At 56.6% G+C, this 11,962-nt stretch carries 10 protein-coding genes; 2 read left to right on the top strand and 8 right to left on the bottom strand.

Annotated features, from left to right (window positions below; genetic code table 11):
- Positions 1 to 19: 19 nt before the first annotated feature.
- On the top strand, positions 20 to 499 hold the full coding sequence (gene folA, locus AAE045_RS17180; protein WP_455548766.1) for a type 3 dihydrofolate reductase: 480 nt from the start codon (positions 20 to 22) through the stop codon (positions 497 to 499).
- Between the two features lie 74 nt (positions 500 to 573).
- Here folA and apaH read toward each other — a convergent pair whose 3' ends face one another.
- Genes apaH through lptD form a run of 6 tightly spaced genes read right to left on the bottom strand, consistent with a single transcriptional unit; the run spans position 574 to position 7,312 of the window.
- Positions 574 to 1,425 carry a bis(5'-nucleosyl)-tetraphosphatase (symmetrical) ApaH gene (gene apaH, locus AAE045_RS17175; protein WP_455548765.1) on the bottom strand — a complete coding sequence of 284 codons (852 nt, stop codon included), beginning with the start codon at positions 1,423 to 1,425 and terminating at the stop codon, positions 574 to 576.
- A gap of 4 nt (positions 1,426 to 1,429) precedes the next feature.
- Positions 1,430 to 1,807 carry a Co2+/Mg2+ efflux protein ApaG gene (gene apaG / locus AAE045_RS17170; RefSeq protein WP_167611223.1) on the bottom strand — a complete coding sequence of 126 codons (378 nt, stop codon included), beginning with the start codon at positions 1,805 to 1,807 and terminating at the stop codon, positions 1,430 to 1,432.
- A 2-nt stretch (positions 1,808 to 1,809) separates the two neighbouring features.
- Positions 1,810 to 2,631, bottom strand: coding sequence for a 16S rRNA (adenine(1518)-N(6)/adenine(1519)-N(6))-dimethyltransferase RsmA (rsmA, locus tag AAE045_RS17165; protein WP_455548764.1), 822 nt, complete (start codon positions 2,629 to 2,631; stop codon positions 1,810 to 1,812).
- Positions 2,628 to 3,617 (bottom strand): 4-hydroxythreonine-4-phosphate dehydrogenase PdxA, encoded by a 990-nt coding sequence (gene pdxA / locus AAE045_RS17160; RefSeq protein WP_455548763.1) that lies wholly within the window; start codon positions 3,615 to 3,617, stop codon positions 2,628 to 2,630. The genes rsmA and pdxA overlap by 4 nt, the downstream gene beginning before the upstream one ends.
- Entirely contained in the window at positions 3,610 to 4,902 is a 1,293-nt protein-coding gene (surA, locus tag AAE045_RS17155; protein ID WP_455548762.1) for a peptidylprolyl isomerase SurA, read from the bottom strand. The genes pdxA and surA overlap by 8 nt, the downstream gene beginning before the upstream one ends.
- A 55-nt stretch (positions 4,903 to 4,957) precedes the next feature.
- Positions 4,958 to 7,312, bottom strand: coding sequence for an LPS assembly protein LptD (lptD, locus tag AAE045_RS17150; RefSeq protein ID WP_455548761.1), 2,355 nt, complete (start codon positions 7,310 to 7,312; stop codon positions 4,958 to 4,960).
- A 182-nt stretch (positions 7,313 to 7,494) separates the two neighbouring features.
- On the opposite strand from lptD, the gene djlA reads away from it, so the two are divergent.
- Complete coding sequence (djlA, locus tag AAE045_RS17145) at positions 7,495 to 8,304, top strand: co-chaperone DjlA (RefSeq protein ID WP_455426899.1); 810 nt, start codon at positions 7,495 to 7,497, stop codon at positions 8,302 to 8,304.
- Positions 8,305 to 8,378: 74 nt separating this feature from the next.
- Here the strand turns inward: djlA and rluA are convergent, their stop codons facing one another.
- Positions 8,379 to 9,038 (bottom strand): bifunctional tRNA pseudouridine(32) synthase/23S rRNA pseudouridine(746) synthase RluA, encoded by a 660-nt coding sequence (gene rluA, locus AAE045_RS17140; protein WP_455548760.1) that lies wholly within the window; start codon positions 9,036 to 9,038, stop codon positions 8,379 to 8,381.
- The gene (gene rapA, locus AAE045_RS17135; RefSeq protein ID WP_455548759.1) at positions 9,038 to 11,944 is read right to left on the bottom strand and encodes an RNA polymerase-associated protein RapA; all 2,907 of its coding nucleotides are present in this window, start codon (positions 11,942 to 11,944) and stop codon (positions 9,038 to 9,040) included. The genes rluA and rapA overlap by 1 nt, the downstream gene beginning before the upstream one ends.
- Positions 11,945 to 11,962 lie beyond the last annotated feature (18 nt).

Here is an 11,962-nt window from a genome sequence, read left to right as displayed (position 1 = left end):
CCACCCTTGGGTTAATAGAATGATCAGTCTGATTGCTGCTTTAGCGGTAGATCGCGTTATTGGCATGGAAAACGCCATGCCCTGGGACATACCGGCCGATCTGGCCTGGTTTAAACGTAACACGTTAAATAAACCGGTCGTGATGGGGCGTCTGACCTGGGAATCTATCGGCCGTCCGCTGCCGGGCCGTAAGAATATTGTTATCAGCAGCAAGCCGGGCACCGACGATCGGGTTGTGTGGGTCAGCTCGGTTGAAGACGCTATCAGCGCCTGCGGCGACGCCGAAGAGGTGATGGTAATTGGCGGCGGTCGCGTCTACGACCAGTTCCTGCCGAAAGCGCAGCGCCTGTATCTGACGCACATTGATGCGGAAGTCGAAGGGGATACGCACTTCCCGGATTACGATCCGGACGAGTGGCAGTCAACGTTCAGCGAATTCCACGATGCCGACGAGCAAAACTCGCACGGTTATTGTTTTGAGATTCTGGAACGTCGCTAAAAGATGTTGTGTCGGATGGCGCTTCGCTTATCCGACCTACGACTGAATAAAAAACCCGGTTTTCACCGGGTTTTTTATGAGGCTATTGCGGTATCACCGTCGCCGATGTCGGCCTTACGGTTCGAGGGCTGCACGAAATACGCTTTATCTTCCCAGCGCAGACAGGTTAAATCCCCGCCCCAGCAGCAGCCGGTATCCAGCCCGTAGATCCCCTCCGGCGTCCCTTTTCCTTCAAGCGAAGCCCAGTGGCCGAAGACCACTGAATATTTGGCGGTAACCGGACCGGGAATCGCAAACCACGGCTTGAGCGGCGCAGGCGCGCTTTCCGGCGTGTCTTTGCAGTACATATCCAGCTGGCCGTTCGGGAAGCAGTAGCGCATACGGGTCAGAGAGTTGGTGATAAACCGCAAACGCGCAAGCCCCGACAGCTCCGGCGACCAGTTGTTCGGCATATCGCCGTACATGGCGTCCAGGAACAGCGGATAGCTGTCGCTCGAGAGTACGGCTTCGACATCGCGGGCGCAGGCTATGGCGGTGTCGATATCCCACTGCGGAGTAATACCCGCGTGGGCCATCACCAGCATTTTTTCGTTATCCACCTGGATTAGCGGCTGGCGACGCAGCCAGTTCAGCAGCTCGTCAACGTCCGGTGCTTCCAGCAGTTGCGAAACGCGGTCTTTTGGCTTGTTCCGGCTAATGCCTGCATACACCGCAAGCAGGTGCAGGTCATGATTGCCGAGCACCAGGCGCACGCTGTCGCCCAGCCCACGTACGTAGCGCAGGACCTCAAGCGAACCGGGGCCGCGCGCGACTAAATCGCCCGTCAGCCATAAAGTATCTTTGCCAGGCGTAAACTCAACCTGTTGCAGCAGGGCGATCAGTTCATCGTAACAGCCGTGAACATCGCCAATCAGGTATGTTGACATCGTATCAGTGAATGAAGGCTGGAATGGCCAGACGGAAGACGGGAATAGCGACGCGGAACGCCTCGCCCTGAGAATCGACCATTTCATAATGGCCCTGCATGGTGCCCAGCGGCGTTTCAAGCACGGCGCCGCTGGTATAGCTGTATTCGTTGCCCGGCTCGATGTGGGGCTGAACGCCAATCACGCCTTCGCCCTGCACTTCGGTTTCGTGGCCGTTGCCGTTAGTGATAAGCCAGTAACGACCCAGAAGCTGCACCGGCGTTCGCCCCAGGTTGCGGATGGTTACGGTATAAGCAAAGACGAAACGTTCGTTCTCCGGGGAGGACTGGGATTCGATATAGACGCTTTGTACCTGAACGCATACGCGGGGCGAATTCAACATCGTTAACTCTCCTGCGGCTGAGGATGTTCAGCCAGATAGTTTGCCAGCTGGCAATACTGGGCGACTGAGATGTTCTCAGCGCGCAGGGTCGCGTCGACGCCCAGCTCTGCCATCACCTCGGCGCTGAACAGATGGCCAAGGCTGTTGCGAATCGTTTTGCGGCGCTTGTTAAAGGCCTCCGTCGTGATGCGGCTCAACACACGCAGCTCTTTGACCGGATGCGGGATGGTAGCATGAGGCACCAGGCGCACCACGGCGGAATCCACTTTCGGCGCAGGCGTAAAGGCCGTTGGCGGCACTTCCAGCACCGGGATCACGTTGCAATAATATTGCGCCATCACTGATAAACGACCATACGCTTTACTGTTTGGTCCTGCAACCAGGCGGTTGACCACCTCTTTTTGCAGCATGAAGTGCATGTCCGCAATGGCATCAGTATAGCTAAAGAGATGGAACATCAACGGCGTAGAGATGTTGTACGGCAGGTTGCCGAACACGCGCAGCGGCTGGCCAATTTTCTTCGACAGCTCGGCGAAGTCCATGGTCATGGCATCCTGCTGATAAATGGTCAGCTTCGGTGCGAGGAACGGATGCGTTTGCAGACGGGCCGCCAGATCGCGGTCGAGTTCGATAACGGTCATTTCGTCCAGGCGTTCACCCACAGGCTCGGTTAATGCACCGAGGCCGGGGCCGATTTCAACCATCGCCTGGCCTTTCTGTGGATTAATAGCGGAGACAATACTTTCGATAACGAACTGGTCATTAAGGAAGTTTTGTCCAAAACGTTTACGGGCTAAGTGGCCCTGGTGGACGCGAGTATTCATTGAGTATTCGTAATCATTTTGATGGCGAGATTAAGCGCCGTAGTAAAACTGCCGACATCGGCTTTCCCCTGGCCTGCCAGCTCTAGCGCTGTGCCATGGTCAACCGAAGTGCGGATAAAAGGTAAGCCTAACGTGATATTCACCGCGCGACCAAAGCCCTGATATTTCAGAACCGGTAATCCCTGGTCGTGATACATCGCCAGTACTGCATCGGCGTGGTCGAGATACTTTGGCTGAAAGAGTGTATCAGCAGGCAGCGGGCCGGACAGGTTCATACCCAGCGCGCGCATCTCGTTTAGTACCGGGATTATCGTGTCGATCTCTTCCGTGCCCATGTGCCCACCTTCCCCTGCATGAGGGTTCAGGCCGCACACCAGCACGTGAGGCTGTGCAATACCAAACTTGGTTTGCAGGTCATGATACAGGATGGTGATTATCTGGCGTAATAAATCTGGCGTAATTGCCTCAGAAATGGCTTTCAGCGGCAAATGCGTGGTCGCCAGCGCAACGCGAAGCTCTTCGGTTGCGAGCATCATCACAACTTTTTCGCTGTGCGAGCGCTCTTCGAAGAACTCGGTATGACCGATAAACGGCACGCCAGCATCGTTGATGATGCCTTTATGTACCGGCCCGGTGATGAGCGCGGCGAACTCCCCATTTATGCAACCGTCACAGGCGCGGGCGAGTGTTTCTATCACATAAGTGCTGTTACGGACATCAAGCTGGCCTGGTACCACCGGAGCATGTAAAGCAACGGGCAGAATCGTTAGCGTGCCTGCTGCCTGCGGCAGGGGGGTCTGGTCGGGCTGGTAAGGAATCAGGGTCAGCGGGAGGTTCAGCGTGGCGGCTCGTTCGAGCAGTAATTCAGGGGAGGCGCAGACGACCAGTTCAACGGGCCAGTCGCGGCCTGCCAGCGCGACAACCAGGTCGGGACCAATCCCGGCGGGTTCGCCGGGAGTGATGGTCACACGAGCAATATTAGCCATTGCTGCCGATAATCTTCACGTAAGCGCTGGCGCGCTGTTCCTGCATCCAGGTCTGCGCTTCTTCAGAGAACTTACGGTTAAACAGCATGCGGTAAGCACGATCTTTCTGCGCCGCGTCGGTTTTATCCACTTTGCGGGTATCCAGCAGCTCGATTAAGTGCCAGCCGAAGGAGGAGTGCACCGGCTCGCTGGTCTGGCCCTTGTTCAGCTTCATGATCGCGTCGCGGAAGGCCGGATCGTAGATGTCCGGAGAAGCCCAGCCCAGATCGCCGCCCTGGTTGGCAGAGCCAGGATCGTCAGAGAACTCTTTTGCGGCTTTTTCGAAGGTGGTTTTGCCACTCTTGATGTCGGCTGCGATTTGTTCAAGCTTCTGGCGCGCCTGCTGATCGGTCATGATCGGTGATGGCTTAAGCAGGATGTGACGTGCGTGCACTTCGGTCACAGAGATGCTCTGGGTCTGACCGCGCAGATCGTTAACCTTCAGGATATGGAAACCGACGCCGGAACGAACGGGACCAATAACGTCGCCTTTCTTCGCGGTAGCCAGCGCCTGAGCAAAGATAGACGGCAGCTCCTGGATACGGCCCCAGCCCATCTGGCCGCCCTTCAGCGCCTGCTGGTCGGCAGAGTAGGTGATAGCCAGCTTGCCGAAGTCCGCACCGCTTTGCGCCTGGGAAACAATGTCACGCGCCTGTTTTTCCGCATCGTCAACCTGAGCGGACGTTGGGTTTTCCGGCAGGGCAATCAGGATGTGGCTCAGGTTCAGCTCGGTGCTGCTGTCGTTCTGGCTGCCAACCTGCTGCGCCAGCGAGTCCACTTCCTGAGGCAGGATGGTGACGCGACGACGCACTTCGTTGTTACGCACTTCCGAAATAGTCATCTCTTTACGGATCTGGCTACGGTAAGTGTTGTAGTTGATGCCGTCATAGGCCAGACGGCTGCGCATCTGATCCATACTCATTTTGTTCTGCGCGGCGATATCCGCAATCGCTTTATCAAGCTGATCGTCGGTAACTTTCACGCCCATTTTGGTGCCCATCTGCAGGACGATTTGGTCCATGATCAGGCGTTCCAGAATCTGGTGGCGCAGCGCGTTGTCATCAGGTAACTGCTGACCGGCCTGCTGAGCGTTAAGTTTTACCGATTGCATCAAGCCATCGACATCGCTTTCCAGAACTACACCGTTGTTTACAACGGCTGCTACTTTGTCGACCACTTGTGGCGCTGCGAAGGCAGTGTTCGCCACCAGGGCGACACCGAGAAGCAGCGTTCTCCAGTTCTTCATACTTTTTCCATTTTTACTTAGCCGCAATGCGGATTACGTTTTCAGTCAAAGTGAATTACATCGAGCTCTGATACGGCAGGATGTTGGAACGCAACATCTGCTGTGTGCCCAGGCCATAGTTAGAGCTCAGGCCGCGTAACTCGATGTTAAAGCCAAACACGTTGTCGTATTTGCTTTCATCATTTTCCCAGCCGTTGATTTTGCGCTCGTAGCCAACACGAATCGCATAGCAGCAGGAGTTATACTGCACCGCCAGCATGGAATCCGCCGCCTGCTTCGCGTTGGTATCGTAATAATACGCCCCCACCACGGACCAGCGATCGACGATCGGCCAGCTTGCTGTCATACCAACCTGAGAGATACCTTCTTTATACTGCTCTGCCGTCGCGAAACTTGGCAGGGTAGCCTGAATGTATTCCGGGCTGGCATAACGGTAGTTCATCTGCACCAGGCGGTCGTTATCGCGACGGTATTCGACGGTACCGTTACCGGTTGCCACGTTAGCCAGACGCGCATCATATTGAACGCCGCCGCGTAAACCCCAGCGGTCGGTCATACGCCAGTAGGTATCGCCCGCCCAGATAACGGAGCCGGTATCTTTGTCTTTTTCCCAGTTGATGTTGTCATCCCCGGTGCGAGACTGGGTAAAGTAGTAGATTTGACCTACGGATACGTTAAAACGTTCAACGGAGGCGTCATCATAAATACGCGTCGTGACGCCGGTAGTGACCTGGTTTGCCGAAGCGATGCGGTCCAGGCCGCCGTAAGTTCTGTCACGGAACAGGCCGCTGTAGTCCGACTGCAGTAAAGATGAGTCGTAGTTGTTGATGGAGCTCTGGTCACGATACGGGACATACAGGTACTGCACGCGTGGTTCCAGAGTTTGCGACCAGCCTGCTGCAGAATCCATATCCCGGTCAAAGATAAGCTTACCGTCAACCTTGAACTGCGGCATGGTGCGGTTTACAGAGCTTTTAAGCTTGCTGTTCGCATCAACGTTTTCTTTATATTTATCGAGGTTATCCTGCTGATAGTGGGTCGCCAACAGTTTTGCTTCGGTATTCAGGCTCGCCCAGCCGTTAGAGAGCGGCAGGCTGATGGTTGGCTCGATATGCAGACGCGTGGCTTCCGGCATATTGTCGTTCACGTTGGTGAACTTCACGGCCTGGCCATAAATGCGGGTATCAAACGGACCCACATCGTTCTGATAGAAGTTCATGTCCAGCTGCGGCTGGGCCGCGTACGAGTTATTGCCTCGTTGTGATTCAAAGACCTGGAACTGTTTGGTAGACAGCGTCGCGTCAAAGTTTTCAATGGCGTAGCCGACGCTGAACTTCTGCGTGGCGTAGCCGTCGGTGCTTGAACCGTACTGGGACGAGAAGTCGTTAAAGTATTTGTCGTCGCTGACTTTGGTGTAGTCGACGTTGAAGCGCCATACCTGGTCCAGCACGCCGCTGTGGTTCCAGTAGAACAGCCAGCGGTGGCCATCGTCATCAGGTTTTACGCCGGGTTCATTCTTGTATTCATCGTCTGAGCCCAGGTAGTCAAACTCCATCACGCCAGCGCCCGCTACGGTCAGATAGCGGAATTCGTTCTGCCACTGAATGCCACGCTCTTCCATATAGTTTGGCGTAATGGTGGCATCGAAGTTTGGCGCAATGTTCCAGTAATACGGCAGCGTAAATTCAAGGCCGTTATTGGAGCTGTATTTGGCGTTAGGCATCAGGAAACCGGAGCGGCGCTTATCGCCGATCGGTAACTGTAAATAAGGGCTGTAAAAGACCGGGACCGGGCCGAGCTTGAAGCGCGCATTCCAGATTTCCGCAACTTCTTCTTCACGATCCTGAATAACGGTGCTGCCCACCACGCTCCAGGTATTGGTACCCGGCAGACAGGAGGTAAAAGTCCCGTTTTCTAAGATGGTGTAGCGGTTGTTCGCGCGCTGTTTCATCAGGTTTGCGGTACCGCGCCCCTGGCGGTCAACCATCTGGTAATTGCCGTCCCAGACGTTGGTATCTTTGGTGTTCAGGTTTGACCAGGCTTTAGGGCCTTTGAGGATCACCTGATTATCGTCGTAGTGAACGTTGCCCAGGGCATCTACAGTACGCACCGGGTCGGGCTGGCCATCAACTTGTTTCTGGTGCAGCTGGACTTCATCTGATTGCAGACGACTATTGCCCTGCTGAATATCTACGTTGCCGGTGAACACCGCGTTGTCGGGGTAATCCCCTTTTGCGTGGTCAGCATTAATCGTAACCGGGAGGTTATTGGTATCGCCTTCGATCAACGGGCGATTATAGCTTGGTACGCCCAGCATACACTGCGAGGCGAGATCGGCAGCCAGACCTTGTTGGCTATAAAGCGCTGTGCCAATCAGGGTGGCCAGCAAGGTGGGAATACGTTTTTTCATACGTGTTATTCGTTGTTCCATCATCAATGGCTTAGCGCGGCAAACGGTCAGAGACTAACTTACTCATCATCGCAGCGCTAGTGTTAATCCTGTCCGTTGTGCAGTCTGCTGTTAGGCACCGCTATCAATGACGGGTATGATAAAGCAAATTCTAGCCGACAGCATGACGATTTGGGGAGTATATGCAGTATTGGGGTAAAGTTCTCGGTGTCGCAATAGCACTTATTATGGGCGGTGGCTTCTGGGGTGTTGTATTCGGCTTACTTATCGGTCATGCCATTGATAAGGCTCGCACCCGCCGTAGCGCATGGTTCTCCAACCAGCAGCAGCGCCAGTCGCTGTTCTTTAGCACCACCTTCGAAGTGATGGGGCATCTCACCAAATCGAAAGGTCGCGTGACCGAAGCCGACATTCAGATTGCGTCGTTACTGATGGATCGCATGCAGCTGCATGGCGATGCAAGAAGTGCGGCCCAGCACGCATTTCGCGTAGGTAAAGAAAACGGCTATCCGCTGCGCGAAAAGATGCGTCAGCTGCGGAGCGTCTGTTTTGGACGCTTCGATTTGATTAGGATGTTTCTGGAAATCCAGATTCAGGCGGCGTTCGCCGACGGCTCTTTGCACCCTAACGAGCGCGAAGTGCTGTACGTCATTGCCGAAGAGCTGGGTATCTCCCGCGTTCAGTTCGATCAGTTCCTGCGCATGATGGAGGGCGGCCAGCAGTTTGGCGGCGGCTACGGTCAGCAGCAGGGCGGTGGGTTCCAGCAGCAGCGCGGGCCAACGCTTGAGGACGCCTGTAACGTATTAGGGGTAAAAAGTACTGATGAGCCAACGGTTATCAAACGCGCGTACCGCAAGCTAATGAGTGAGCACCACCCGGATAAGCTGGTCGCTAAAGGCCTGCCGCCGGAGATGATGCAGATGGCGAAGCAGAAAGCTCAGGAGATCCAGAAAGCCTACGATCTGATCAAGACGGCGAAAGGGTTTAAGTAACAGCGAACTTCCCCCCGGATCTCTCGATCCTGTTCCCTCTCTTCTTTGGAGCGAGGGAACAGGGTGAGGGGATTTTAGAAATCAGCCGGGGCGCGAAACGTCATCGGCGTGCCGTAGGCGGGATGGGTAATGGTCAGCATTTCAGCATGCAGCTGTAAACGCGGGGCCATTGCCAGCGCCTCGGGCGTAGCGTAGAAACGGTCGCCCAGAATCGGATGGCCCAGCGCCAGCATGTGAACGCGAAGCTGATGCGAACGCCCGGTTATCGGTTTCAGCAGAACGCGAGCGGAGTTATCCGCTGCATACTCCAGCACTTCATATTCCGTCTGCGCCGCCTTGCCGGTTTCATGACACACCATCTGCTTTGGCCGGTTCGGCCAGTCGCATATCAGCGGTAAATCCACCGTGCCCGTTTCTGGCTGTGGATGACCCCATACCCTCGCCACATACTGCTTCTTCGGTTCACGCTCGCGGAACTGGCGTTTCAGCTCGCGCTCGGCGGCCTTGGTCAGCGCCACCGCAATCACGCCGCTGGTGGCCATATCCAGACGATGAACGGATTCTGCCTGCGGGAAGTCGCGTTGAATGCGCGTCATCACGCTGTCTTTATGCTCTTCAAGACGCCCAGGCACCGACAACAACCCCGAAGGCTTGTTGACGACCATGATGTGTTCATCCTGATAAAGGATGACCAGCCAGGGATCCATTGGCGGGTTATAGGGTTCCATAATCATTACTGGTGCGTCACCACGATGAGACGCAGCGCGTCCAGTCGCCAGTTGGCCTGCGCGAGGCTTTCCAGCACCTGCAGGCGGTTGCTTTCGATGGCTTCGAGTTCGTCATCACGAATGTTCGGGTTGACGGCCTTCAGCGCTTCCAGACGGGACAGTTCGGCGCTGAGCTTCTCGTCGGCCTCTTCACGTGCTGCTTTAATCAGCACCTGCGCTGCCGCTTCCACTTTCTCTTCGGCAAGCTGCAAAATGGCGTGAACGTCAGGCTGCACGGCGTTAACCAGCTTGCTGCCGGTGTGACGGTTAACCGCGCTCAGCTGGCGGTTGAAGCTTTCGAACTCCACCTGCGCTGCGAGGTTGGTGCCGTTTTTGTCCACCAGCATGCGTACCGGCGTTGGCGGCAGGAAGCGGTTGAGCTGGAGCTGCTTCGGCGCTTTTGCCTCAACGACGTACACCAGCTCTACCAGCAGCGTGCCTACCGGCAGGGCTTTGTTCTTCAGCAGGGACAGCGCGCAGCTGCCGGTATCGCCGGACAGAATCAAATCCAGACCGTTGCGGATGATTGGGTGTTCCCAGGTAACAAACTGCGCGTCTTCGCGGGACAGGGCGACATCACGCTCGAAGGTAATCGTGCAGCCATCTTCCGGCAGGCCGGGGAAGTCAGGCACCAGCATGTGATCGCCCGGGGTCAGCACGACCATATTGTCGCCGCGATCGTCCTGGTTAATACCCACGATATCGAACAGGTTCAGGGCGAAGCTCACCAGGTTGGTGTCGTTATCCTGCTCGGAAATCGCCTGCGCCAGCGCCTGGGACTTCTCGCCGCCGTTGGAGTGGATCTCCAGCAGGCGGTCGCGGCCCTGTTCCAGCTGCAGCTTCAGCGCGTCGTGCTGCTCGCGACACTGTTTGATTAGCGTGTCGAAGCCGTCGGTATTTTCAGGTGAAGCCAGGTACTCAATCAGCTGGGTATAAACGTTGTCGTAGATTGCGCGGCCGGTAGGGCAGGTGTGTTCGAACGCATCCAGCCCTTCGTGGAACCACTTCACCAGCACGGACTGAGCCGTTTTTTCGAGGTAAGGCACGTGGATCTGAATATCGTGCGCCTGGCCGATACGGTCCAGACGGCCGATACGCTGCTCAAGCAGGTCCGGGTTGAACGGCAGGTCGAACATCACCAGGTTGCTGGCGAACTGGAAGTTGCGGCCTTCGGAGCCGATTTCAGAGCACAGCAGCACCTGCGCGCCGGTGTCCTCTTCGGCAAACCAGGCGGCGGCGCGGTCACGCTCGATAATCGACATGCCTTCGTGGAACACGGCGGCACGGATGCCTTCACGCTCGCGCAGGACCTGCTCCAGTTGAAGTGCCGTGGCTGCTTTGGCACAAATCACCAGCACCTTTTTGGAGCGGTGGCTGGTCAGGTAGCCCATCAGCCACTCAACGCGCGGGTCGAAGTTCCACCAGGTACCGGTGTCGCCTTCAAACTCCTGATAAATCTGCTCCGGGTAGAGCATATCGCGGGCGCGATCTTCTACAGACTTACGAGCCGCCATAATGCCGGAGACTTTAATCGCGGTCTGATACTGCGTTGGCAGCGGCAGGCGAATAGTGTGCAGCTCGCGTTTCGGGAAGCCTTTCACGCCGTTACGGGTGTTGCGGAACAGCACGCGGCTGGTGCCGTGGCGGTCCATCAGCATGGAAATCAGCTCCTGGCGCGCGGCCTGGCTGCCGTCGCGATCGCTGTTGGCGGTTTGCAGCAGCGGCTCGATGTCCTGTTCGCCGATCAGCTCGCCCAGGGCATTAAGCTGGTCGTTGGTCAGCGGGTTCCCCGCCAGCAGAAGTGCTACGGCATCGGCCACCGGACGGTAGTTCTGCTGCTCTTCGACAAACTGCTCGAAATCGTGGAAGCGGCTTGGGTCCAGCAGGCGCAGACGCGCGAAGTGGCTCTCCATGCCGAGCTGTTCCGGGGTGGCGGTCAGCAGCAGTACGCCAGGTACACGTTCAGCAAGCTGTTCGATGGCCTGGTATTCACGGCTCGGGGCGTCTTCGCTCCACACCAGGTGGTGGGCTTCATCGACCACCATCAGGTCCCACTCGGCGTCGCACAGGTGCTCAAGGCGCTGTTTGCTGCGGCGGACAAAATCAAGGGAGCAGATAACCAGCTGTTCGGTTTCGAACGGGTTATCGCTGTCGTGCTGGGCTTCGGCGTAGCGCTCGTCGTCGAACAGCGCGAAGCGCAGGTTAAAGCGGCGCAGCATCTCCACAAGCCACTGGTGCTGCAGGGTTTCCGGTACCACGATCAGCACGCGCTCGGCGCTGCCGGCCAGCAGCTGCTGGTGCAGGATCATCCCGGCTTCGATAGTTTTGCCCAGGCCGACTTCATCGGCCAGCAGAACGCGCGGCGCGTGGCGGCGTCCCACATCGTGGGCGATATTCAGCTGGTGCGGGATCAGGCTGGTACGCATGCCGCGCAGGCCGCTCCACGGCTGGCGATACTGCTCGCTCTGATAGACGCGGGAGCGGTAGCGCAGGGCAAAACGGTCCATGCGGTCGATCTGACCGGCGAACAGGCGGTCCTGCGGCTTGCTGAAGACCAGCTTGCTGTCGAGGAACACTTCGCGCAGCAGGGTACCGGCTTCTTCGGTGTCCAGACGGGTGCCAACATAGGCGAGCAGGCCGTTTTCTTCCTTAACTTCATCAACTTTGAGTTGCCAGCCTTCATGGCTGGTGACGGTATCGCCCGGGTTAAACATCACGCGGGTGATAGGCGAGTCATTTCTGGCGTACAGACGATTTTCACCGGTGGCGGGGAAAAGCAGGGTAACCATGCGGGGGTCGATGGCGACCACGGTTCCCAGTCCCAGTTCGCTTTCGGTATCGCTGATCCAACGTTGACCAAGTGTAAAAGGCATAAGATTTCGGCTCTATTA

The sequence above is a fragment of the Dryocola clanedunensis genome, from assembly GCF_038405435.1.
Taxonomy (GTDB): Bacteria; Pseudomonadota; Gammaproteobacteria; order Enterobacterales; family Enterobacteriaceae; genus Dryocola; species Dryocola clanedunensis_A.
Note: the sequence above shows the minus strand (reverse complement) of the source record. Positions and strands in the feature narration are given on the sequence as shown.